Annotated in this window: 22 protein-coding genes; 9 read left to right on the top strand and 13 right to left on the bottom strand. The window is 72.2% G+C overall.

The genetic code is table 11. The features are described 5' to 3' along the window. Positions 1 to 41: 41 nt before the first annotated feature. From recA to JK361_RS29750, 3 genes are all read left to right on the top strand, one after another. Complete coding sequence (recA, locus tag JK361_RS29760) at positions 42 to 1,169, top strand: recombinase RecA (protein ID WP_201823931.1); 1,128 nt, start codon at positions 42 to 44, stop codon at positions 1,167 to 1,169. Positions 1,170 to 1,172: 3 nt separating this feature from the next. Next, positions 1,173 to 1,994, top strand: a complete 822-nt coding sequence (recX, locus tag JK361_RS29755) for a recombination regulator RecX (protein WP_201823924.1) — start codon at positions 1,173 to 1,175, stop codon at positions 1,992 to 1,994. A 474-nt stretch (positions 1,995 to 2,468) separates the two neighbouring features. After that, the gene (locus JK361_RS29750; protein ID WP_201823922.1) at positions 2,469 to 4,997 is read left to right on the top strand and encodes an ABC transporter permease; all 2,529 of its coding nucleotides are present in this window, start codon (positions 2,469 to 2,471) and stop codon (positions 4,995 to 4,997) included. 388 nt (positions 4,998 to 5,385) lie between these two features. On the opposite strand, the gene JK361_RS29745 is transcribed toward JK361_RS29750, so the two are convergent. The 8 genes from JK361_RS29745 to JK361_RS29715 all read right to left on the bottom strand — a co-directional run bounded on the left by JK361_RS29745 (position 5,386) and on the right by JK361_RS29715 (position 12,151). Beyond that, on the bottom strand, positions 5,386 to 5,826 hold the full coding sequence (locus JK361_RS29745; RefSeq protein ID WP_201823920.1) for a rhodanese-like domain-containing protein: 441 nt from the start codon (positions 5,824 to 5,826) through the stop codon (positions 5,386 to 5,388). Then, positions 5,823 to 6,368 carry a cupin domain-containing protein gene (locus JK361_RS29740; RefSeq protein WP_201823918.1) on the bottom strand — a complete coding sequence of 182 codons (546 nt, stop codon included), beginning with the start codon at positions 6,366 to 6,368 and terminating at the stop codon, positions 5,823 to 5,825. Before JK361_RS29740 ends, JK361_RS29745 begins: the two co-directional genes overlap by 4 nt. A gap of 68 nt (positions 6,369 to 6,436) precedes the next feature. Continuing rightward, positions 6,437 to 6,484, bottom strand: a complete 48-nt coding sequence (locus JK361_RS42680) for a hypothetical protein (RefSeq protein ID WP_309506048.1) — start codon at positions 6,482 to 6,484, stop codon at positions 6,437 to 6,439. Between the two features lie 470 nt (positions 6,485 to 6,954). Beyond that, positions 6,955 to 8,595, bottom strand: coding sequence for an FAD-dependent monooxygenase (locus tag JK361_RS29735; RefSeq protein ID WP_201823917.1), 1,641 nt, complete (start codon positions 8,593 to 8,595; stop codon positions 6,955 to 6,957). Positions 8,596 to 8,771: 176 nt separating this feature from the next. Continuing rightward, positions 8,772 to 9,737 carry an amino acid ABC transporter permease gene (locus JK361_RS29730; RefSeq protein WP_201823909.1) on the bottom strand — a complete coding sequence of 322 codons (966 nt, stop codon included), beginning with the start codon at positions 9,735 to 9,737 and terminating at the stop codon, positions 8,772 to 8,774. Beyond that, complete coding sequence (locus JK361_RS29725) at positions 9,734 to 10,402, bottom strand: amino acid ABC transporter permease (protein ID WP_201823907.1); 669 nt, start codon at positions 10,400 to 10,402, stop codon at positions 9,734 to 9,736. Before JK361_RS29725 ends, JK361_RS29730 begins: the two co-directional genes overlap by 4 nt. 75 nt (positions 10,403 to 10,477) lie before the next feature. Next, entirely contained in the window at positions 10,478 to 11,308 is an 831-nt protein-coding gene (locus JK361_RS29720) for a glutamate ABC transporter substrate-binding protein (RefSeq protein ID WP_201823905.1), read from the bottom strand. A 66-nt stretch (positions 11,309 to 11,374) separates the two neighbouring features. After that, positions 11,375 to 12,151: an amino acid ABC transporter ATP-binding protein gene (locus JK361_RS29715; RefSeq protein WP_201823903.1), complete on the bottom strand. Its 777-nt coding sequence runs from the start codon at positions 12,149 to 12,151 to the stop codon at positions 11,375 to 11,377. Positions 12,152 to 12,447: 296 nt separating this feature from the next. Between JK361_RS29715 and JK361_RS29710 the strand changes: the two genes are divergently transcribed. Together JK361_RS29710 and JK361_RS29705 are read left to right on the top strand one after the other, a co-directional pair. Continuing rightward, positions 12,448 to 13,134: a response regulator transcription factor gene (locus tag JK361_RS29710; RefSeq protein WP_201823992.1), complete on the top strand. Its 687-nt coding sequence runs from the start codon at positions 12,448 to 12,450 to the stop codon at positions 13,132 to 13,134. Positions 13,135 to 13,143: 9 nt separating this feature from the next. Beyond that, positions 13,144 to 14,571 (top strand): sensor histidine kinase, encoded by a 1,428-nt coding sequence (locus JK361_RS29705; protein ID WP_201823901.1) that lies wholly within the window; start codon positions 13,144 to 13,146, stop codon positions 14,569 to 14,571. Positions 14,572 to 14,618: 47 nt separating this feature from the next. Here JK361_RS29705 and JK361_RS29700 read toward each other — a convergent pair whose 3' ends face one another. Then, positions 14,619 to 15,617, bottom strand: a complete 999-nt coding sequence (locus JK361_RS29700) for a TAXI family TRAP transporter solute-binding subunit (RefSeq protein ID WP_201823899.1) — start codon at positions 15,615 to 15,617, stop codon at positions 14,619 to 14,621. 148 nt (positions 15,618 to 15,765) lie between these two features. Here JK361_RS29700 and JK361_RS29695 point away from each other — a divergent pair, with 148 nt between their 5' ends. Next, positions 15,766 to 16,173, top strand: coding sequence for a pyrophosphohydrolase domain-containing protein (locus tag JK361_RS29695; protein WP_201823897.1), 408 nt, complete (start codon positions 15,766 to 15,768; stop codon positions 16,171 to 16,173). A gap of 95 nt (positions 16,174 to 16,268) precedes the next feature. Here JK361_RS29695 and JK361_RS29690 read toward each other — a convergent pair whose 3' ends face one another. The 3 genes from JK361_RS29690 to JK361_RS29680 all read right to left on the bottom strand — a co-directional run bounded on the left by JK361_RS29690 (position 16,269) and on the right by JK361_RS29680 (position 18,758). Then, positions 16,269 to 17,705, bottom strand: coding sequence for a hypothetical protein (locus JK361_RS29690; protein WP_236053768.1), 1,437 nt, complete (start codon positions 17,703 to 17,705; stop codon positions 16,269 to 16,271). A 193-nt stretch (positions 17,706 to 17,898) separates the two neighbouring features. Then, positions 17,899 to 18,342 carry a MarR family winged helix-turn-helix transcriptional regulator gene (locus JK361_RS29685; protein ID WP_201823895.1) on the bottom strand — a complete coding sequence of 148 codons (444 nt, stop codon included), beginning with the start codon at positions 18,340 to 18,342 and terminating at the stop codon, positions 17,899 to 17,901. Between the two features lie 56 nt (positions 18,343 to 18,398). Continuing rightward, positions 18,399 to 18,758 carry a DUF6204 family protein gene (locus JK361_RS29680; RefSeq protein WP_201823888.1) on the bottom strand — a complete coding sequence of 120 codons (360 nt, stop codon included), beginning with the start codon at positions 18,756 to 18,758 and terminating at the stop codon, positions 18,399 to 18,401. A 332-nt stretch (positions 18,759 to 19,090) separates the two neighbouring features. Here JK361_RS29680 and JK361_RS29675 point away from each other — a divergent pair, with 332 nt between their 5' ends. From JK361_RS29675 to JK361_RS29665, 3 genes are all read left to right on the top strand, one after another. After that, on the top strand, positions 19,091 to 19,633 hold the full coding sequence (locus JK361_RS29675; RefSeq protein WP_201823886.1) for a hypothetical protein: 543 nt from the start codon (positions 19,091 to 19,093) through the stop codon (positions 19,631 to 19,633). 332 nt (positions 19,634 to 19,965) lie between these two features. Next, complete coding sequence (locus JK361_RS29670) at positions 19,966 to 20,790, top strand: hypothetical protein (protein ID WP_201823884.1); 825 nt, start codon at positions 19,966 to 19,968, stop codon at positions 20,788 to 20,790. 17 nt (positions 20,791 to 20,807) lie between these two features. After that, complete coding sequence (locus tag JK361_RS29665; protein ID WP_236053766.1) at positions 20,808 to 21,596, top strand: RES family NAD+ phosphorylase; 789 nt, start codon at positions 20,808 to 20,810, stop codon at positions 21,594 to 21,596. Here the strand turns inward: JK361_RS29665 and JK361_RS29660 are convergent. Beyond that, positions 21,584 to 22,951: a ricin-type beta-trefoil lectin domain protein gene (locus JK361_RS29660; protein WP_201823880.1), complete on the bottom strand. Its 1,368-nt coding sequence runs from the start codon at positions 22,949 to 22,951 to the stop codon at positions 21,584 to 21,586. The genes JK361_RS29665 and JK361_RS29660 overlap by 13 nt on opposite strands. Between the last annotated feature and the right edge of the window lie 97 nt (positions 22,952 to 23,048).

Below are 23,048 nucleotides of genomic sequence, written 5' to 3'. Positions count from 1 at the left end.
TTGACGTGAAGCGATCGACTCAAGCAAACCGGGTGGAACCCATGGCAGGAACCGACCGCGAGAAGGCGCTCGACGCCGCGCTCGCACAGATTGAACGGCAATTCGGCAAGGGCGCGGTCATGCGCATGGGCGAGCGGTCGAAGGAGCCCATCGAGGTCATCCCGACCGGGTCGACCGCGCTCGACGTCGCCCTCGGCGTCGGTGGCCTGCCGCGCGGCCGTGTCGTGGAGATCTACGGACCGGAGTCCTCCGGTAAGACGACCCTGACCCTGCACGCCGTGGCGAACGCCCAGAAGGCCGGCGGTCAGGTCGCCTTCGTGGACGCCGAGCACGCCCTCGATCCCGAGTACGCGCGCAAGCTCGGCGTCGACATCGACAACCTGATCCTCTCCCAGCCCGACAACGGCGAGCAGGCCCTGGAGATCGTGGACATGCTGGTCCGCTCCGGTGCCCTCGACCTCATCGTCATCGACTCCGTCGCCGCGCTCGTCCCGCGCGCGGAGATCGAGGGCGAGATGGGCGACAGCCACGTCGGTCTGCAGGCCCGTCTGATGAGCCAGGCGCTGCGCAAGATCACCAGCGCGCTCAACCAGTCCAAGACCACCGCGATCTTCATCAACCAGCTCCGCGAGAAGATCGGCGTGATGTTCGGCTCCCCGGAGACCACGACCGGTGGCCGGGCCCTGAAGTTCTACGCCTCGGTGCGCATCGACATCCGCCGCATCGAGACCCTGAAGGACGGCACGGAGGCGGTCGGCAACCGCACCCGCTGCAAGGTCGTCAAGAACAAGGTCGCGCCGCCCTTCAAGCAGGCCGAGTTCGACATCCTCTACGGTCAGGGCATCAGCCGCGAGGGCGGCCTGATCGACATGGGCGTGGAGCACGGCTTCGTGCGCAAGGCCGGCGCCTGGTACACGTACGAGGGCGACCAGCTCGGCCAGGGCAAGGAGAACGCGCGGAACTTCCTCAAGGACAACCCCGACCTGGCCAACGAGATCGAGAAGAAGATCAAGGAGAAGCTGGGCGTGGGTGTCCGGCCGGAGGAGCCCGCGGCCGAGCCGGGTACCGACGCGGCGGTCACCACCGCGGCCGAGGACGCCGCCAAGTCGGCGCCCGCCCCGGCAGCAGCCAAGGCCACCAAGCCCAAGGCCGCCGCAGCCAAGAGCTGACCCGTGACGCGACGAACCGACTGGGCCGAGTACGAGTACGCCACCCCCGGTGCCCCACGGGGGAGGGGCACCGGGGGCTACCCGGACTCCGCCCCGGACGGTGACGACGGACACCGGGACGACGGGCACCGGGACGACGGGCACCGGGACGACGGGCGCGACGCGTACGGCGAGCGTGAGCAGCACCGCGGCCGTGACGAAAGCGGCGCACGGGGCGGAGGCCGCGGGCGCGGCCGACGGCGGCGCGGCTTCGGGGACGCGCCCGGTGAGGACGAAGGCGCCCCTTCCTCGGCGAGGGACGAGCGGGGGGAGTCTTCAGGGGACCCGGCTGAGCGGGCCCGGGCGATCTGCCTGCGCCTGCTCACCGGGACCCCGCGCACCCGCAAGCAGCTCGCGGACGCACTGCGCAAACGGGAGATCCCCGAGGATGTGGCCGAGGAGGTGCTGTCACGGTTCGAGGAGGTCGGGCTCATCGACGACGGCGCCTTCGCGGACGCCTGGGTGGAGTCACGGCACCACGGGCGGGGACTCGCCCGCCGCGCCCTCGCCCGGGAACTGCGCACCAAGGGGGTCGACTCGGCGCTGATCGACGACGCCGTCGCCCAGCTCGACTCCGAGCAGGAGGAGGCGACCGCCCGCGAACTCGTCGCCCGCAAGCTGCGTGCCACCCGTGGCCTCGACCGCGACAAGCGGCTCCGTCGGCTCGCGGGCATGCTCGCCCGCAAGGGCTACCCCGAGGGGATGGCCCTCCGCGTCGTCCGCCAGGCCCTGGAGGAAGAGGGCGAGGACACGGAGTACCTCGAAGACGGGGCCGGGGACTTCTGACCATCCCCGGGGACGAGGGCGGGGGCGGGGGCGGGACTGAGGTTCCTGGGGACGGGCCGGGGGCTGACGGTTCCCGGGTAGGGGCCAAAGACTGACGGTTCTTGGGAAGGCGCCAGGGGCTTCCGACACTTCCCGGAGGCGGGTCCGGCGACTCCCGACGCTTCCCGGGGCCGGGGCTTCCGTCGGTTGCGCGGGCATCGGGGGTCTGTGTCGGCTCGTCGGGGTCGGCCGCTTCTGCGCTCCCTCCGGGACGGGAGCCGGTGACCGGCACCTCGGACGGGCAAGGGGGTGGGGTCAACCCCCGCAGCGGAGGGGCGGGACGACCCCCGGCGGAAGACGCCGGGCCACCGCAGTGCTCTCTCCTGCCCGCACGGGCGAATCTGTACGCGCGCCCCAGGCCCTGGCTTCCGCATCAGCCGGAGGCCGGCCGCGCACGACACGACCCGTGCACACAACAGAAGAGAGTCCGTCCCCATGATGCTGCGCTACGCCCTGCGAACCATCCGCGCCCGGAAGGCCGGATTCCTCGGCGCCTTCCTCGCCCTGATGTGCGCGGCGGCCCTGATCACCGCTTGCGGCAGTCTCCTCGACACCGGCCTGCGTGGCACCATCCGCACCGAACGCTACGCCGCCGCCCCCGTCGTGGTCTCCGCCGACCAGTACGTGCACCGGACCACCGTCAAGCACAAGAAGGGCAAGACCAAGGTCAAGCACAAGGCGAAGCCCATCGCCGAGCGCGCCTGGCTTCCCGGGCACCTGCGCAGCACCCTCGCCCACACCCCCGGCGTGGCCCGGGTCGTCCCCGAACTCACCTTCCCCGCCCAGCCGTCGACCCCGGCCGGCACCGGCGGCCGTACCGCCTACGGCCATGCCTGGGACTCCGCCGCGCTGACCCCGTACCGGCTGACCGCGGGCCGGGCCCCCCGGGCCGCGGACGACCTCGTCATCGACGGCGACCTCGCCGAGCGGGCCGGCCTCCGGCCCGGTGACCGCCTCACCGTGCAGTCCACACAGGCTCCGCGCGACTACCGCATCACCGGTATCGCCACCCCTGCCACCTCCGTACGCCACCAGACGTCACTGTTCTTCTCCGCCGCCGAGGCCCGCCGGCTGGCCGCGCACCCCGGACGGGTCACCGCGTTCGGCGTACTGCCGGCCGAGGGAGCCGACCCCGAGCGGGTGCGCCAGGCCCTGGAGCGGGCGCTGCACGGCACCACGGCCCAGGTCAGCACCGGTGACGCCCGCGGGCCCGTCGAGTTCCTGGACGCCGCTGCCGCCCGCACCCGGCTGGTCAGCATGGGCGGCGCCATGGGCGGCACCTCGCTGCTGGTTGCGGTGCTCGTGGTCGTCGGCACCTTCGCGCTCACCGTCCAGCAGCGCCACCGCGAACTCGCCCTGCTCCGCGCCGTCGCCGCCACCCCCGGGCAGATCCGCAAGCTGCTCGGCCGGGAAGCGCTGATCGTCGGCGCGGCGGCGGGCACTGCCGGCGCACTGCTCGGACTGCTGCTGGGCGGCTGGCTGCACTCCCGGTTCGTCGCACTCGGCGCCGTACCCGACACGCTCGAACACACCGTCAGTGTCTTCCCGCCGCTCGCCGCCCTCGGCGCCACCCTGCTCGGCGCCTGGGCGGCAGCCAGGATCGCCTCCCACAGGATCGCCAGGATCCGCCCGGCCGAGGCCCTCGCCGAAGCCAGGGCCGAGCGCACCCGGCCCGCCTGGGGCCGGATCGTCGCCGGGCTGCTTTCCCTGGCCGGCGGAGTCGTCCTCGTCGTCGTCCTCGCCTCTCTGCGTACCGAGCCCGCCTCGACTCCTGTGACCTTCCTCGCCGTCATCGTGCTGTCCACCTCCGTCGCCCTGCTCGGCCCGCTCCTGGTCAAGGCCGCCGCGCTGCTGCTGGCCGGCCCGCTCCGGTTCACCGGTCACGGCGGCCGGCTCGCCACCGCCAACCTGCGCGGCAACGCCGCCCGCATGGCCTCCGTCGTCACCCCGCTCGCCCTGCTCGTCGGCATGACCTGCACCGTCCTGTTCGTCCAGGCCACCCTTGGGGACGCCGCCCGGACCCAGGCCCGCGAAGGCATCAAGGCCGACTGGGTCGTCGCCGGACAGGGCCTGGGCGTCCCCGGCGAGGCGGCCGAGCGGCTGCGCGCAGGGCACGACACCGTCACCGAGGTCGTCCGTACGACCGTCCGCGTCGGCCTCGACAAGTACGCCGCGCAAGCGGTCACCCCCGCGGGTCTGACCCGCACCTGGGACCCGGAGGTCACCGCCGGCTCCCTCGACCGGCTCGGTCCCGGCACCGTCGCCGTCAGCGAACTGGCCGCGGACCAGCAGCATCTGAAGCCGGGAAGCACCCTGAAACTCACGCTGGGCGACGGCACGCCCGCCACGCTCACCGTCGCGGCCGTCTACGCCCGGGGTCTCGGCTTCGGCGACCTCACCTTTGCCCACGACCTCGTGGCCCACCACGTCGACAACCCGCTCGCCTCCTCCGTCCTCGTCACCACGACCCGTACACAGACACAACTCGCGACTACTCTGCGTAAGTTCCCGGGACTGCGGATTCTTTCGCCGGCCGACGCCGACGCCGTGCAGGCCGACCGGCAGCAGGCGAACGCCGAGGTCAACTACCTCGCCATGGGACTGGTCCTGGCCTTCACCGCCATCGCCGTCGTCAACACGCTCGCCATGTCGGTCGCCGAGCGGGTCCGGGAGTTCGCGCTGCTCCGCCTCGCCGGCGCGACCCGGCGGCAGGTCCTGCGCATGCTGCGCACCGAGGCCCTGTCCGTCCTGTTCCTCGCCACCTCGCTCGGCAGCGGGATCGCCCTAGCCGTGCTCACCGCGTTCAGCGTCGGCATGACGGGCCGGGCCGCGCCGACGGTCACCCCGCTGCTCTACGTGGGCATCGTCGGGATCGCGGGCGTCCTCGCGCTCGTGGCCAGCGCCCTGCCGGGACGGGCGGCGCTCCGGGTGCGGGCGGTGACGGTCGCCACGGCGAAGGAATAGCCCACGGCCAAAAGGCAGCCCACGGCCAAAAGGCAGCCCGCGGTGAAGAGGCAGCCCGCGGTGAAGAGGCAGCCCGCGGTGAAGAGGTGGGCCGCGGTGAAGGGGTGGGCCGCGGCGAATCGGCGGCCCACGGCGGAGGACCCGTGGGAGTAGCCCACGAAGAACCCGCAGCCCCCGGCGGACGACTCGCGGGACTGTCCACGGCGAGCCGGCGGCCCACGGAGGGAGGTCTCGCACCACGGCAAAGGACTAGCACCATGGGAGAGGACTAGCGCCACGGCAGAGGACTAGCAGCACGGCAAAGGACTCGTACCACCGGCGAAGCAGACCCTTTGCCGCGAACCCCCCGCATCACGCGGGGGGTTCATCGTTGTCCTCGGCTCCGGGGTCAGGGCCTCGCCGGCTTCACCGGCAGCCCTTCCGACCGCCAGGCCTGGAAGCCGCCCACCAGGTCGGTTGCCCGGTACAGGCCCAGCTGGTGGAGGGATGCGGCGGCGAGGCTGGAGGCGTAGCCCTCGTTGCAGATCACCACGACACGCAGGTCGTGCCCGGTGGCCTCGGGGAGGCGGTGGCTGCCCTGGGGATCGAGGCGCCACTCCAGTTCGTTGCGCTCGACCACGACGGCGCCGGGGATGAGTCCGTCCCGCTCGCGCAGGGCCGCGTACCGGATGTCGACCAGCAGCGCCCGGCCGGCCCGCGCCGCCTCATGCGCCTCTCGTGCCTCGATGCGCTGGTAGCCGGCCCGGACCCGCTCCAGCAGTTCGTCGATGCCGGGCGGTCGTTCGTCGGCCGCGACGGTGCCCGCCTGCTGTTCGCCGGTGTCGCTCACTGCCAGTCCTCCGGGCGTTCGACCTGCTCCAGGCGCAGCACCTGGCCCGTGCGACTGTAACGGCGGATCCGTGGCAACGGCGGGTAATAGGCGTGGACGGAGATCGCGTGCCGGTCGCGGGACTCGTTGAGCACCTCGTGCACGTGATGACGGCCGAAGCCACGGCCCCGACCGGCGGGCAGCCGGCGCACGCGGTCCACGCCCTCGGTGAGTTCCAGGGTCTTCCAGCCGTCGGTGGGGAGCCGGGTGGCGAGGGAGTTCTCGGTCAGCTCGCCCGAGGCGGTGAGGAAGGCGCCGACCGAGTCGGCGTGGTCGTGCCAGCCGGTGCCGGTGCCGGGTGGCCAGCCGATCAGCCAGGCCTCGCTTCCGCCGGGGCCTTGCAGCCGTACCCAGGTGCGGCCCTCCGGATCGAGCGGCAGGGAGGCGACCAGCTCGGCGTCGGCCGCCGTGCGCCGGACGAAGTCGAGGAGGTCCGCCTGGGTGGGCGCCGGGGCGGCGGCACGTGACGGGGACGAGGGCAGGGAAGGGGAGGGGACAGACACGGGTACCGTCCTGAAAAGGGTTCGCGGAAAAGGGCGCACGACGGCGCCGGTGAGGAAGGGATGCGAATTCAGCAGGACGGGCGACACACGCAGCCCGCGTAGCGGACGAGGTCCATGTGGACCCTCCGCCACAGGCGCACACAGGTGTCGGTCACGATCCGGAGTACAACATGCCGGCCCACGCCGGTCAACCGGGTGTCACCCCGTGGACGGGGGTGAAGGGCGCGCGGTCAGGGCGCGCCGGAGTCCGCTCCGCACACCCTCGCACCGCACACGACGCAGACACCCCGGAGCCGACCACCCCGCGGCCCCGCCCCAAGACGGTCGAGGCCTGCCGGCGGCGGTTCCCACGTGCCCCGGGCGATGAGGACACATCGGAGCCGACCACCCCGCGGCCGGCGATGGCGGTTTCCCGTGCCCCGGCGCGATCAGTACGCACCGAAGGCGCCCCGCGCCCGGCGCCGCGCGGCCTGCTGACGGCGTTTCCCCATGCACCGGCACAGTCAGGGCGCGCGGGAGCCGGACTCCCGGTGCCCGGCACCGCCGAGGCCCGCCAACGGCGCTTCCCCCGTCCCCCCCGGCACGGTCAGCGTGCGCCGGAGTGGGCTTCCTCCTTCGGCGCCGGCTCCTTCCGCTCCTCGTCCTTCCGTTCCCCCTGCGCCACGCCGCCCAAGGCGGCCTCCGCCGCCGCGTACAGGTCGGCCGGGCGGACTCCGCTCAGCGCGGTGACCAGGTGGCCGTCGGGGCGTACCAGCAGCACGCTGTGCGCCGGGGCTCCCGGGTAGCTCTCCGCGACGAGCAGCTCGGCGGGGTGCGGCAGCGCCGTCACGGCCGCCGCGAGCCGGGGCATGACCCCGGCGGACACCCAGTGCTTGCGGTCCCAGACCCCCGTACCGGGCGCGATCAGCACGACGAGCAACGCGCCGCGGCCGAGCCGGTTCCGCAGCTGTACGAAGGAGCCGTCCTCCGCCGTGACCCGGACATCGGCCACCGGTGCGCCTGGCGGGGTGTCGACCGGAATGGTCGCCTCCAGATGCCGGGGCGCGAGCGGCGAGCCGGCGTACGTCCCGGACGCGCCCAGCGGACCGCGCCCCAGGTGGCCGTCGGCGAACAGCGCGTCGTGTCCCCGCCCCGCGCCCGGCACGATGCTGCGCAGTCCGCCTCCGCCGCGCAGCACCGGCAGTGCCTGGTCGGCGGCGCGCAGCCGGGCGGCGACCACCGCGCGCCGCTCGGCCTGGTAGCTGTCCAGCAGTGCCTCGTGCGGGCCGTGGTGCCAGGCCGTGGCCAGCTTCCAGGCGAGGTTGTCGGCGTCCCGCAGGCCCTCGTCGAGCCCCTGCGTGCCGAACGCGCCGAGCAGATGGGCCGCGTCCCCGGCGAGGAAGACCCGGCCGGCCCGCCACCGGCGGGCCAGGCGGTGGTGCACCGTGTGGACACCGGTGTCGAGCAGGTCGTACGCCGGTGCGGTGCTGTCCGTCCAGCCCGTGAGGGTCTCGCGGATCCGGGCCACCAGGGTCTCGGGCGTGACCAGGTCCTTGCCCGGCGGCAGGAGCCAGTCCAGGCGCCAGGCGCCGTCCGGGAGGGGGCGGGCGGTCACCTCCCCGGCCGAGGGCCCGGACGACCGCCACGGCGGCGTCCGATGGAGCAACGCCTGGCCCTCCCACGGAAGTTCCGCGCGCAGCGTGGCGACCGCGTGCCGCTCCACCGCCGTACGGCCCGGGAAGCGGATGTCCTGGAGCTTGCGCACGGTCGAGCGGGGCCCGTCGCAGCCGACCAGATAACTGCCGCGCCACCAGGTGGCCCTGGGCCCACGCGTGTGCGCGGTGACGCCGGAACGCTCCTGCTCGGCCGCGTCCAGTCGGCTGTCGACGGCCACCTTCACCAGCGGCTCGTCGGCCAGGGCCGCACGCAGGGCGTTCGTGAGGACGTGCTGGGCGATGTGCAGCGGGGCGGCGGGATCGGCCGCGTCGAAAGCGACCTCGCTCATCACCTGTTTGCGGCGCAGGGACCGCCATCCGGCCCAGCGCACGCCGTGCTCACCGAGGTCCGCTCCGGTCAGCCGCTCCAGCAGGGCCGCCGTGTCCTCGCGCAGGACGACGGTGCGTGCCGGGCGGGGTTCGTCCTTGCCGGGGCCCTCGTCCAGGACGACGGCGGGCACGTTCTGGCGGGCCAGCAGCAGGGCGAGCGTCAGTCCGACCGGCCCCGCTCCGACGATGATCACCGGGTCCATGACGCGGCGCCCCCTGCCCGTGACGATGCCCTGACGGAGACAAGTGAACAGGAAGGCGGAGCGGGGTGCACGATCACGAAACGTATGCAACCCATTGACAGAGTTTGCGTCAAGCGACCGGGGGCAGTGGCGATCACGCCACTGCCCCCGGTCGCTTCATGTCACCTGAATGATCGTCAGTCGACCTTGCCGGCATCCTGCGGGCCGTCGTCGGCGAGGAGACCGCTGAGATCCACGCCCCCCGGGGCGCCGCCTGCCCCGGTCGCCGCCGTACCCGGGATGTTCGCGACGCCCTGGGCGCCGAGCACCGCACCGGTCGACTTCTTGCGCCGCCGCAGCCGGCCCTCCAGCCAGCCGGCGAACGAGGTCAGCGAGAAGTTGAGGATCACGAAGATCAAGGCCACGATCGTGAAGGACGCGATGGTGTTGGCGCCGTAGTAGCCGCTCATGGTGTTCGCCGCGGCGAGCAGTTCGGGGAAGGTGAGGACGGCGCCGCCGAGCGCGGTGTCCTTGACGATGACCACCAGCTGGCTGACGATCGCCGGGAGCATCGCGGTGACCGCCTGCGGCAGCAGGATGAGCCGCATCACCTGGTTCTTGCGCAGACCGATGGCCATGGCCGCCTCGGACTGGCCCTTCGGCAGTGCGAGGATGCCCGCGCGGACGATCTCGGCGAGCACGGACGCGTTGTACAGCACCAGGCCGGTGACGACCGCGTAGAGCGGACGGTCGTCGGAACTCACGTCGGTGTACTGGCTGTACAGCTCGTTGCCGAAGATCATCAGGACCAGCACCGGGATCGCGCGGAAGAACTCCACGACGACGGTGGCCGGGCCCCGCACCCACGCATGGTCCGAGAGCCGGGCGATACCGAGGACGGCGCCCAGCGGCAGCGCGATGATCATCGCCAGCGCCGCGGCCTTCAGGGTGTTCTGCAGGCCGGGCCAGATGTAGGTCGAGTACGCCTCGGTGCCGCCGCCGAAGTAGGGCTTCCACAGCGCCCATTCCAGCTGGTTCTTCTCGTCGAGGGACGTGTACACCCACCAGACGAGCGCCGCGAGCGCGGCTATGAAGAGCACCGTGTAGAGGACGTTGCGCCGTTTGGCGCGCGGCCCCTGGGCGTCGTAGAGGACCGAGCTCATCGCTTCACCGCCACCTTCTTGCTCACCCAGCCGAGGATCAGACCGGTCGGCAGGGTCAGGCAGCAGAAGCCGAACGCGAAGATCGCGGAGATCAGCAGCAACTGCGCCTCGTTCTCGACCATGTCCTTCATCAGCGCGGCCGCCTCGGCGACGCCGATGGCGGCGGCCACCGTCGTGTTCTTCGTCAACGCGATCAGGACGTTGGTCAGCGGGAGCACGGCGGCCCGGAAGGCCTGCGGCAGCACGACCAGGAACAGCACCTGGGTGAAGCTCAGGCCGATGGCCCGCGCGGCCTCCGCCTGGCCCACCGGCACGGTGTTGATGCCGGCCCGGATCGCCTCGCACACGAAGGCCGACGTGTAGACGGTCAGGCCGAGGACCGCCAGCCGGAAGCTGTACGAGTCCACGACATCGCCGGCCCCGAGGCTGATGCCCAGCGTGTCGTGGAGGCCCAGCGAGGCGAACAGGATGATCACCGTGAGTGGAATGTTCCGCACGATGTTCACGTAGGCGGTGCCGAAACCGCGCATCAGCGGTACCGGGCCCACCCGCATGCCGGCCAGCAGGGTGCCCCAGACCAGGGAGCCCACGGCGGACAACAGGGTCAGCTGCACTGTCGTCCAGAAGGCACCGAGTACGTCGTAACCTTCAAGAAAGTCGAACACGATCTCCCGCGCTTCCGCGTGTAGGGATGCCCGGATGCGCCGCCCTCACGGACGGCGCACCCTACGGGCGTTGCCTCAGCTCTTGATGTCGCCGATCTTCGGGGCGGGCTCGTTCTTGTAGCCGGCCGGGCCGAAGTTCTTGTCCACGGCCTGCTGCCAGGACTTGTCGGCCACCATGTCCTCGAGGGCCTTGTTGATCTTGGCCTTGAGGTCGCTGCCCTTCTTGACGCCGATGCCGTAGTTCTCGTTGGTCATCTTCAGGCCGCCGAGCTTGAACTTGCCCTTGAACTGGGACTGGCTGGCGTAGCCGGCGAGGATCGAGTCGTCCGTGGTGAGGGCGTCGATCGCCTTGCTCTGGAGACCGGTCAGACATGCGGAGTACGTCGGGTACTTCTGGAGCTGCGCCTTGGGGGCGAGCCTGTCCTTGACGTTCTGCGCCGAGGTCGAGCCGGTGACCGAGCACAGCTTCGCCTTGTTGAGGTCGGCGGCCGACTTGATCGAGGCGTCGTCGGCGCGGACCAGCACGTCCTGGTGGGCCAGCAGGTACGGGCCGGCGAAGTCGACGAGCTTCTGGCGCTCGGGGGTGATCGAGTAGGAGGCGACGATGAAGTCGACGTCACCGCGCTTCAGCATGGTCTCGCGGTCGGCGCTCTTCGACTCCTTCCACTCGATCTGGTCCGCGTTGTAACCGAGCTTCTTGGCGACGTAGGTGGCGACGTCGACGTCGAAGCCGGAGTAGCCCTGCGGGGTCTTCTGGCCGATGCCGGGCTGGTCGAACTTGATGCCGATGGTGATCTTCTTGCCACCGCCGGAACCCTTGTCGTCCTTGTCGCCGCCGCACGCGGTGGCGGTCACGGAGAGGGCGAGGAGGACGGCCGAGGCGGCGGTGACCTTGCGGAGCTTCATGGTGAACATCCTTTGAGTGGTGAGGGACGAGGTCCCTGAGACGCGTGAGGCGAGCGGGCCGTGATGTCAGTGGTGCAGGATCTTGGACAGGAAGTCCTTGGCCCGGTCGCTGCGCGGGTTGCTGAAGAACTGGTCGGGGGCGGCCTGTTCGACGATCCGGCCGTCCGCCATGAAGACCACCCGGTTCGCGGCCGATCGCGCGAAGCCCATCTCGTGCGTGACCACGATCATCGTCATGCCCTCACGCGCGAGCTGCTGCATGACCTCCAGGACCTCGTTGATCATCTCGGGGTCCAGGGCGGAGGTCGGCTCGTCGAACAGCATGACCTTCGGGCCCATCGCCAGCGCCCGCGCGATCGCGACGCGCTGCTGCTGGCCGCCGGACAGCTGGGCGGGGTACTTGTCGGCCTGGGTGCCCACGCCGACCCGGTCCAGCAGGGCCCGGGCCTTCTCCTCGGCCTGCTTCTTGTCCGCCTTGCGCACCTTGAGCTGGCCCAGCATGACGTTCTCGAGCACGGTCTTGTGCGCGAAGAGGTTGAACGACTGGAACACCATCCCGACGTCGGCCCGCAGCCGCGCCAGTTCCCGGCCTTCGTGCGGCAGGGCCTTGCCGTCGATCGTGATCGCGCCTGAGTCGATCGTCTCCAGGCGGTTGATGGTGCGGCACAGGGTCGACTTTCCGGACCCGGAGGGCCCGATGACCACGACGACCTCGCCGCGGGCGATCGTCAGGTCGATGTCCTGGAGCACGTGCAACGCGCCGAAGTGCTTGTTGACGCTCTTCAGGACGACCAGTTCGTCGGACGTGGCCGCGTCCTCCTTGGCCACCGTTACTTTGGTCATCGCTCTCGGGCTCCGTCCTCCTCGGGTTTCCGAGGACAGTAGTGAGGGGCTGTGACCTGCGTCATCACATCTGAGGGAGATCTGAGCATCACGATCCGATAGCAATCGGACACGTGTCGTAGCACTTGGCGCCTGTGCGCGTATCGGCCGGGTAACGGAAGCGGCCCGCAACCCGAACCCCCTTGACGCCGTCCTTATCCATCAGCGTCACTGCCATGGTGCACGCGCGCGTGCGTGTGATCTACAAGGCTGCCGCGAACCGAGACCGTACGACCGCTGAACTGGAGGGGGCCGGGATGAGACTGCTCCTCGTCGAGGACGACAACCACGTCGCCGCGGCCCTGTCGGCCGTCCTCGCGCGGCACGGCTTCCACGTCACCCACGCGCGCAGTGGCGAGGAGGCCCTCCAGGCGCTCGTTCCCGAGGGCGCGGGCTTCGGCGTCGTCCTGCTCGACCTCGGCCTGCCCGACCAGGACGGCTACGAGGTCTGCGGCAAGATCCGCAAGCGCACCAGCATCCCGGTGATCATGGTGACCGCGCGTTCCGACGTCCGCTCCCGCATCCATGGGCTCAACCTGGGCGCCGACGACTACGTCGTCAAGCCGTACGACACCGGGGAACTGCTCGCGCGGATCCACGCCGTCAGCCGGCGCACCGTGCACGAGGACCCCGCGACCGGCGGCGAGGACGCCCTGCTCCTCGGCTCCGTCCGGATCGAACTGCCCACCCGCCAGGTCAGCGTGGACGGCACGGTGGTCCAGCTGACCCGCAAGGAGTTCGATCTGCTCGCCCTGCTCGCCCAGCGGCCCGGAGTGGTCTTCCGGCGGGAACAGATCATCAGCGAGGTCTGGCGCACCAGTTGGGAGGGCACCGGCCGCACCCTGGAGGTGCACGTCGCCTCCCTGCGCGCCAAACTGCGCATGCCCGCGCTGATCGAGACCGTACGCGGCGTCGGCTACCGGCTCGTCGCCCCGGCCGCCTAGCGGGTACGGGTGCGCACACGCCTCCTGCCGCTGCTCATCGTCCTGATGGCGGCCGTCCTGCTCGCGCTCGGCATCCCGCTCGCCGGCAGCGTGGCCGCCGCGCAGCAGCAGCAGGTCGTCGTGGACCGGATGGACGACACGGCACGGTTCGCGGCGCTCGCCCAGTTCGTCACCGACGGACCCGGTGGATCCCGCCGCACCAGCACGGACGAGCGCTGGGAGACGCTGCGCAGCGAACTGGACAGCTACCACGGCGTCTACGGCATTCGCGCCGGTGTCTTCTACCGCAACGGTTCGGCGATGGCCAACGCGCCCGGCAACTGGTACGTACCGCCGACGGGGGAGGTCCGCAAGGCCTTCGACGAGGCGCTGCTCAGCCGGCGCAGCCACGACCCGCCGCAGGCATGGCCCTGGCAGCGCAGCCGGCTCGTGATCGCCTCGCCGGTGATCCGGGACGGTGACGTCGTCGCGGTCGTGGTCACCGACTCGCCCACCGGACAGCTGCGTTCCCGGATCCTGCGCGGCTGGCTGTTCATCGGGGCCGGCGAGATCGCGGCCATGCTGCTCGCCGTCGGCGCGGCGCTGCGGCTGACCGGCTGGGTGCTCAGGCCGGTCCGGGTCCTGGACGCCACCACCCACGACATCGCCACCGGACGCCTGAAGTCCCGGGTCGCGGCCGCCGGCGGCCCGCCGGAACTCAGACGGCTGGCCCGTTCGTTCAACGAGATGGCGGACAACGTCGAGGCCGTGCTGGAGCAGCAGCGGGCCTTCGTCGCCGACGCCTCGCACCAGCTGCGCAACCCGCTCGCGGCGCTGCTGCTGCGCATCGAGCTGCTCGCCCTGGAGCTGCCCGAGGGCAACGCGGAGATCGCCTCGGTTCGCACCGAGGGCAAGCGCCTCGCGCAGGTCCTGGACGACCTGCTCGACCTGGCGCTGGCCGAGCACGTCGAGGCCGACCTCGGGCTGACCGACATCGGCGCGCTGGCCGAGGAGCGGGTGGCCGCCTGGGCACCGGCCGCCCGGGCCAAGGGCGTCCGGCTGACCGGCGACTGCCCGCCCACCACCGCCTGGGCCGACCCGATCACCCTGTCCAGCGCCCTGGACGCGGTGATCGACAACGCCGTGAAGTTCACCCCCGAGGACGGCACGGTCGAGGTCACCGTCTCCGCCGACGGCGACACGACCACGGTCGTCGTCACGGACACCGGCCCCGGCCTCACCGAGGAGGAACTCGCGCGCGTGGGCGACCGTTTCTGGCGCAGCGGCCGCCACCAGAACGTGAAGGGCTCGGGCCTGGGCCTGTCCATCACCCGCGCCCTGCTCGCGGCGGGCGGCGGCTCGATCGACTACGCCCACCACGAGCCGGGGGGACTGCGGGTGACGGTCACCGTGCCGCGGCACGCGGAGACGGCCGACGGCTCCGCGCCCGCCTCCTGAAACGAAGCCTCACGAGCCTCGTCCCGGCCCCGGCTTCCTGCCGGCTCCTACGGCTTCATCGACCGGTAGTAGCGCCGGGCGCCCTCCTGGAGGGGCAGGGGGTCGGTGTAGATGGCGGTGCGCACGTCGACCAGCTGGGCGGAGTGGACGTGCCTGCCGATGCCGTCCCGGCTGTCGATCACCGTGCGGGTCACCCACTCGGTCAGCCGGGGATCCATGTCCGCACGGGTCATCAGCACGTTGGACACGGCGATCGTCGGCACCTGCACGCCCTGCTGCACGTTCGGGTACGCCGACTCGGGGATGTTGGTGGCCCGGTAGTAGCGCGACTGCTCGCCCTGGCGGTGCAGCCGGGCGACGAGGTCGTCGTCGATCGGCACGAACCGGAAGCCGCCCTGCTTCGCCAGCGCGACCAGCCCCTTCGTGGGCAGACCGCCGGACCAGAAGAAGGCGTCGATCTTCCCCTGCCTCAGCCGTGCGGGGCCGGTGTCGATGCCGTCCGCCACCGCGGTGATGTCCTTCCGCGGGTCGATACCGGCGGCCTGGAGCACCCGTTCGGCTATCAGCCGCACCCCGGAATCGGGCAGCCCGGTGGCCACCCGCTTGTGCCGCAGGTCCCCGACGTTCTTGATGTCCGAGTCGCGGGGCACGATCAGGTGCACGTAGTCGTCGTAGAGCCGGGCCACACCGCGCAGCCGTCCTGCACCGCTGCCGTGCCGCAGCTCGTACGTGGCCACCGCGTCGGCCGCGGCGATGGTGAAGTCGGCCTTCCCGGTCGCCACCCGCTCGACGTTCTCCTGGGAGCCGGCGCTGTTGAGCAGCTTCACCGTCAGGCCCGGCATGTCCTTGCCCATCTCGGTGCGCAGCCGCTCGCCGTATTCCTGGTAGACCCCGGGAGGCGTACCCGTGCTGAACACGATCGTCCCGCTCGGCGGCTTCTCGCCCAGGGGCAGCAGCCACCACAGCAACAGCCCAAGGACCACGGCACCGACGGCCGTGCCCTGGAGCGCTCGGCGCCTGCCGACCCGGGGGAACACCTTGGACATGCGGCGATCCTGCCAGGCGACACGCTGCGCTGAACAGGGCCGGGGTCACTCCGGGGCCGACTGCGGCCAGGGTCACTCCGGAGCGGGCCACGGCCGGCGGGTGCGGTCGCCGGCGGGCGCTGTCGGTGGCGGCCGTTAGAGTCGCCGTATGAGCACTTCGCCCGCCCGTCTCGTCCGCGAGTTCCACCACGCCTTCGGCCTCGACGCCCGCAGCACGCCGGCCGAGGTGGACCCCGAACTGGCCGCCCACCGCGGGGAACTGCTCGCGGAGGAGGCCTCGGAGGTCGCCGAGGTCGCCGTGGCGGGCCCGCTGGACCGGCTCGCGCACGAGCTGGCCGACGTGGTGTACGTGGCCTACGGCACCGCCCTGGTGCACGGCATCGACCTCGACGAGGTGATCGCCGAGATCCACCGGGCCAACATGAGCAAGCTCGGCCCGGACGGGCAGGTCGCCCGCCGGGCCGACGGCAAGGTCCTCAAGGGCGAGCACTACCGGGCGCCGGACGTGTCCGCCGTGCTGCGCCGCCAGGGCTGGATACCGGACGGCGCGGCCTGACAGACCCGGAGGGGGCCAGGGTCTTCCGTCGGGATCGGACCGGATGAGGGCGCGGTGCCGGGCCCCGCGAGCCCGGCCTGATCCAGACGAGAGGCCTAGGAGGACAGCTTCCCGCCCGCCAGGTTCCACTCGCGGTGCAGGGCGCCCAGCGGGATGCTCCGCTGGATGACCGGTGTCCCGAAGATCGACAGCTGGAAGCGCAGGGTGCCGGACAGGTCCACACCGCCGTACACGCCCCAGGTGCCGTCCGCCTTCGGCGCGCTGCCGTCGGAGGCCGTGGTGAACGTGCCGGAGGCCTCGCCACGCAGATAGGGGGCCAGGTCGGCGGTGACACCGACGCTGCCGTAGAGGCCGACCGTGGCCTCGGCGCCGAGTGTGGTGCGGACGCTGCCGGCGGTGCTGACGGAGGCCCGCACCGGCGTGCTCGTCATGTCGGAGGAGCTGACCGGGGTCCACCCCTTCTTCAGGCCGAAGGTGCCGCCCGCCTTGAAGTCGCCCTTCAGGCTCTGTTCGACGTCGACGGTGACATGGCCGTCGGCGCTGATCTGGAAGTAGCAGGTCAGGTCGAGGTTGACGACGACGGGGACGGGGCCGACCTGGAGGACGGGGTCGGCGTGCAGCTTGGCGAACGGGATCCGCAGCGGGGCGCCGGTGGACGCGGCGGCCCGCCCCTTGACCGACCAGCCGGAGGTCCAGTCACCGGACACACCGAGGTACGCCGAGCCGGGCGGCGCGTCGCTCCCGGCGCCGCCGTACGCGAAGTCGACCTGCGGAGCCACCTGGACGAAGCCGTGCACGGAGGCGGTGGCCGACACGGGGGCGTCCTTGGCGGCGGGCACCTCGGCGCTGACGTCGAGGCGCAGGCTGCCGAGCGGCACGGTCGCGCCCTTGGGGCCGGCGTGCACGTCACCGGTCTTCGACCAGGACACCTGTACATCGGGCAGCAGCTTGTCGACGGCGAACGACGAGGGGTCGACCGGCACGTCGCCCTTCGCCGTGTCGTCGCCCAGCAGGGCGTTGAGCGTGGCCGGTTCGGTCTGGACCTCGGTGCCGCCGTCCCTCTCGCCGATCACCTTGGTGACCTTGGCGAGGAGTCCGTGCGGTGCGCCCGGCGCGGGAGCGCTGGCGATCACGTCGCCGACGGCGGTCCGGCCCGGTGCGGCGGAGGAGCCCGTGGACGGAGCCGGTGAGTTCGGAGCCGGCGAGTGCGGTGAACTCCCCCTCCCCTTCGGCTTGTCGGCGATGACCGCACGCCGGGTGTGGCTGTCGTACGAGTCGACGGTGAGCGTGGTGCGGTGTGCTCGCCGTCCGGGGCCGCTCGGGCTCGCCGCGGCGGTCGCGGCGGCGGTGGGCGCGGCGGCGACGGAGAGCGACTGCTGCGTGCCGTCGGAGGGCCGCTCGGTGACCTCGATCTGCCCGCCCCGGCCGGCGGCCGGCTGTCCGGCGGTCTCCGTGGCGGGCGAGGAGCAGGCCGCGGCGAGGAAGAGGGTCGTCACGGCGAGGGAGGGCAGCAGGGCACGCCTGTGCCTCATGCGTCTGCGCAAGGTGGTTCCTGTGTGGAGTGGGGGGTGGCAGAGAGATACCGAGGCTGGAACTACTCATTGGTAGAACTGATCGGTAACTCGTTGACGAGCCATGAGCATGCCATCCGCCGGGCACAGGTCACGCACAATCCGGCCACAACTCAACGTGACCTGTACCACCAGGAGTTGGGAAAAGAGCAGCTCAGCTCCCCGACAGGCCCGTGCCCCCGAGGCGGGTCAGCAGGCCCGCGAGGCCCGCGACGTCCGCCGCGGGCCATGCCGGGCCGGCGAAGACATCGGCGGCGGTCTCCTCCGCCGTGGCCAGCATCTCCGCCAGCCGCCGCCGCCCCGTCCCGGTCAGCGCCGCGTACGCCACGCGCGCGTCCCGGGCGTCCGGCTCCCGGGTCACCAGCCCGATCCGCTCCAGCGGAGCCAGCCCGCGCGTGACCCCGGAGGCGGTCAGCCCCAGCGCCTCCGCCAGGTCGACCCGGCGCATCCGGTCGCCGGGCGCCTGCCCCAGCCGGAGCAGCAGGGTGAAGTCGGCGAGGCTGACGCCGTGCAGCCCGCCCAGTCGCGCGTCGAAGCGCCGGACGAGCGTCGCCTGCGCCCGTACCAGCCGCAGCGCCGCGTCCAGGGCCTCACTCATCCGTGCCTCCCGATTCCCTTGCCATCTCCTTGACTACTCAAGTTTATGGCCCGCATTCATGAGCCGGCCGTGCGGGCGGCGCGGCGCTGTCGCTTGCCCAAGGGCGCCTGGGAGAGGTCCTCGGCGGTGGTCCGCAGGCGCTTGAAGCCGTAGCCGCGCTCGGTCAGCCAGGACTTCGCCGCCTCCTCGGCCCACTCCGTCGCCTCCAGGATGTCCTCTTCTTCCTCGCCCGTGGCGGAGAAGCGGAAGGTGAAGGCGGGCCGGGCGGCGATGTCGTAGGTGAGGTTCCCCTCGGGCGTGAAGGCGGCGCGCAGGACGTCGTGGGCGGCGGCGTCCGCCGACAGGGCGGCGCGCTGGGCTTCGGTGAGGCCGTCGAAGGCGCCGCGGACGGTGATGCGGAAGGTTCGTGTGCTCATTCCGCGACCTTAGGCACAGCCGGGGTGAACGCTCCACCGGGTTTCCGTGCGCGCAAACCCGCCCGGAACACCGCCCGGCGCCACGGGCGTAGGCCGCCGCAACCGCGATGGCAATGGCAATGGCAGGGGGAGGGGGAAGGGCAGGTGCAGGGGCCGCGGCAGGGGCGTCGCCGCCCTTGCGTGGACCGGATCGCCGCTTGCAGGGGCGGTCACGGCCGTCGGCCGGTCGGTGGCGGGGCGAACCCCGGGCGAGGTCCGGGCCGTCCGTTCCCCCGGACCGGCACCGCTGCTTCCCTGGGTTGGGGTGGTGGGACCACGGGGACGGAGGCGGGGTGGACGTCGGGGATGCGGCCGCGTTCGTGGTCGCGGTCGTCGGAGTCGTCGGGACGCTGTTGTCCGCGCTGCTGACCCAGCGCGCGGCCGACCGCAGCCGCCGGCGCGAGCAGGAGCACGCCGAACAGGTGCGGGAGCGGCGCCGGCACGCCCAGGAACTGCGTGCCTGCTACGTCGCCCTGAACACCTCCGCCCGGCAGTATCTGGCGGCACTCACCGACCAGTTGCACGCGCTGGGCCGCGACGAGGAGCTGCGGACCGTGCGGCAGCGGCTCACGGAGGCACGCGACCAGTACCGGGACGTGTACGCGGAGGCCCAGATGCGGATGCCGGAGCGGGTGCTCGGACTCACTGCCGCCCTCAGTCACGACCTCGGGGCCGTCTACGGCATGGTCCGGCGCCTGGACGACGGGACCCCGCGCGCCGGGGACTCGCCGGCCGCCGTGCGGGAGGCCATCGACGAACTGTGGGGCCGGCTGCGGCGGATGCGGCGCGAGATGCGCGCCGAACTGGGTGCGTTCCGGGCGGATTCCGGGCGGTGAGGGCCAGGACGCGGGATCTCGTCACCCTGCGGGCCCGCGGGTCGGCATAGTGGCAGGGGCGCGGTCCCAGGGCGGTCGAGGTCCGAGAGGGGCGGGACGCCGGTGAGCGAGGAGGGCGGCGGCGTGCGGGTGGGGGTTCGAGGGGTTCGGGGGCACGGGGGCGCCGTCGGGGGAGGGCGGCGCGGCGGGGGCTCCGGTGGGGGCTCCGGTGGGGGCGACGGCTGCGGTGGGGGCTGCGGCTTCCGTGGAGGCGATGGCTGCTGCGGTGGGGGTGATGGCCCGCGTGGGGGAGGGTCGGGGGGACGGACGGCCTGCTGGGAAGGGAGGACTGCGTGAGCGAGGAGGGTGCGGGGGCGGCCGGACGGCTGCTCGCGCTGATCGGTGAACACCGGGACACCATCCGCCAATCGCTGGACGACACGCAGTACGCGGTGTTGCTGACCAGGCTCACGGCCCTCGCCGAAGCCGCGCCCGACGACGACCGGGCCGTCCGCAAGGCGCTGCAGGCCGTCCGCCAGGCGCTGCTGTCGCTGCCGCACGAACATCCGGTACGCCGGGAACTCAGCTCCTCGCGACTGGCCGTGACGCTGCCTCCGCCCGGGCCGGCGACCGTGGCCGGGGCGAAGGAGCTGATGGCCTGGTTCCGGCTCCCGTCCCCACCACGCGCACCGGCGCACGGCCCGGGCTCCGACGGGCATCCGCTGCCCGGCGAGCCGGTGCACGGTTCGGGCTCTGACCGGCATCCGCTGCCCGGCGAGCCGGTGCACGGTTCGGGCTCCGACCGGCATCCGCTGCCCGGCGAGCCGGCGCATGGTCCGGGCTCCGACCGGTATCGGCTGCTCGGCGAGCCGGCCCTGTCCGCCGACGAGGCGCGGGCCCGCTGCGGCGGGGCACCCCCTCCGGAACTGATCAGACTGCGCGATCCCCGCGACGGCGACCGCTACCCGCGGTTCCAGTTCGAGCCGGCCGGCGGCACCCCGCACGGCGTCGTCCTCGAAGTCAACCGACTGCTGCTCGCGGACATCGACCCGTGGGGCGCCGCGGCCTGGTGGTTCAGCGGCAACACCTGGCTGGGCGGCACCCCCGCGTCGCTGCTGGGCCGGCTCCCCGACCACCGGCTGGTCGGCGCGGCCCGTGAACTGGCGGAGGGGGAGTGATGGGCGGCTTCTTTCCCATGATCGATCTGAAGCTGCGCCCCAACCGCCGGGTGATCCCGGCGGGCACCGAGTTGTGGCGGGTGCACCTGTCCCGGTACGCGCCGGACGAGTTCAATCCGAGGCTGGCGGACATCCACTTCGAGGGGGGCCGCTTCGACGGCACGGTGCTGGACCAGTACCACAGCCTGTACCTGGCGGAGAGCGCGCTGACGGCGCTCGCCGAGAGCGTTCTGCGCTCCCGGCCCTTCGAACTGCCCGCCGGCGACCGTACGATCCCCTACCGCGCGGTCTGGCAGCGGTCGCTGAGCTGTCTGCGCACCCGGTGCGACCTGACCCTGGTCTCCCTGGTCAGCGGGGCGGACCTGGCCGCCGTCTGCCAGGACTCCGCGTTCCTGGAGGACGAGAGCAACTACGCCAGGGCGCGGCGCTGGTCCAGCGAGATCCGGGCGCAGGCGTCCGACGCGATGGGGCTGATCTGGGAGTCACGGCGCAACCGGTCCGAGCACGCGCTGGTCCTCTACCACGACCGCTGCGTGGGACCCGACGGCTCGCCCCTGGAGGTGCTGCCCGGCCGGGGCATCCCGGACCTCGGCTCCGAGGAGGGCCGGGAGCGGGCCGGTGAACTCCTCGCACCACTGTGCGCGAGCATCGCGAGCCCGAGTGGCCCGGCTGACGGGCCGTCACCGGGCGCGGCCTCGGCGCCGCGCCCGGTGTCCCCGGAGGCGGCCGGCGCCGTGCCGGCCGCCTCCGGCATGGACCCCGGACGGGCGACCGGGGACGGCGGCGGCTCCCGTCAGCCGGTGTAGGCGGCGAAGACGCGTGTGTAGTCCCAGTCGGACTGGCTGACGCCGGAGCAGCTGTCGGCGGGGCCGCCCGTGCAGGGGCGGTCCCGGTTGGCGGACCAGAAGGTCAGCCGCGCCAGGTGGTGCTGCTGGGCGTAGCCGAGGATGGTGCGGAAGTCGGCCACAGTGACGGTCTCGTTCTGGTCGGTGACGCCGTTCATGGACGAGATGCCCATGTCCCGGTAGGCCTGGTCGTCGCTGTAGTGGTAGGCGTTCTTCAGCGCGTTCTTCAGCCCCTCGGCCGCCTGCACCGTCAGACTGCCCATGTTCCGGCCGGCGCCGCCGAAGTCGAAGGGCATGATGGCCCAGGCGTCGACGGCCAGCCCGGAGGCGGCGGCCCGGTTGATGAGGCCGGTGTCGGGGCCGCTCTGTCCGGTGCCGATGGTGATGTAGACCTTCAGGCCGGGGTTGGCGGCCTTCACGGTCTTCAGCGCGTCGACCGTGCGCTGCTGGACGGTCCCGTTGCTATAGGCGTCGGCCTCCAGGTCGATGTCGATCGCCTTCAGGCCGTAGGCGTCGACGACCTTCTGGTAGGCGGCCGCGAGTTCACCGGCGCTGGAGCAGGAACTCTCCAGCTTGTTGCCGCTGTAGCCGCCGAAGGACGGGATGACGTCCCCGCCGTTCGCCCGCACCGTGCCGACCGTCTGCTGGTCCACGCCGCCGGTCAGCGGACGGCTGCCGTCCCACTGCGGGTTGCAGTAGCCGTTGCTCAGCACGAAGGCGAGGGTGAACCACTTCACGCCGGTGGCCCGGGTGATGGTGCTCGGGCTGGGCGGGCTGCCCCAGCCGTTGTACAGGTACGGCGCCACCGCCATCGGCGCGGAGGGTGTGCCGCCGCCGGCCGCGGGCGCGTTCCACTTCTGGTTGGCGCCGCCGCCGCAGCTCCAGATCTGTGCCCGGGTGCCGTTGGCGGAGCTGTTGCCGGTGGCGTCCAGGCACTTGTCCGCCTGGGGGTTGACGATGTCGTGGGCGGCGGTGACGGTCCACTTCTGGTTCGCGCCGCCGGTGCAGCTCCACAGCTGCGCCTTGGCACCTTCGGCGGTCGAATTGCCGGTGACGTCCAGGCACTTGCCGAGGGCCCGGATGGTGCCGTCGCCGCCGACCGTCCACTGCTGGGCGTTCGTGCCGTTGCAGTCGTAGAGCTGCACCGCCGTGCCGTCGGCGGGGTTCGCCCCGGCGACGTCGAGACACTTGCCGCCGATGCCGGTGATGGTGCCGGTCGCGGCCTGCGCGGGGGACGCCGTGAGCAGGCCGGCGGACAGGGTGAGAGCGGTGACCGCGAGTGCGGTGCACGCCGAAAGAGACCTGGTTCTGGGCACGTTGGGGACGCCCTTTCGTGGGGGGTGGGGGGCCGCCCGGTGAAACTAGAGGTACAGACCACTTCCGTCAAGATGTGAAGTAAGAAGTGAGAGAAGG

This window comes from Streptomyces musisoli, assembly GCF_016741855.1.
In the GTDB taxonomy this organism is placed as follows: Bacteria; Actinomycetota; Actinomycetes; order Streptomycetales; family Streptomycetaceae; genus Streptomyces; species Streptomyces musisoli.
Note: the sequence above shows the minus strand (reverse complement) of the source record. Positions and strands in the feature narration are given on the sequence as shown.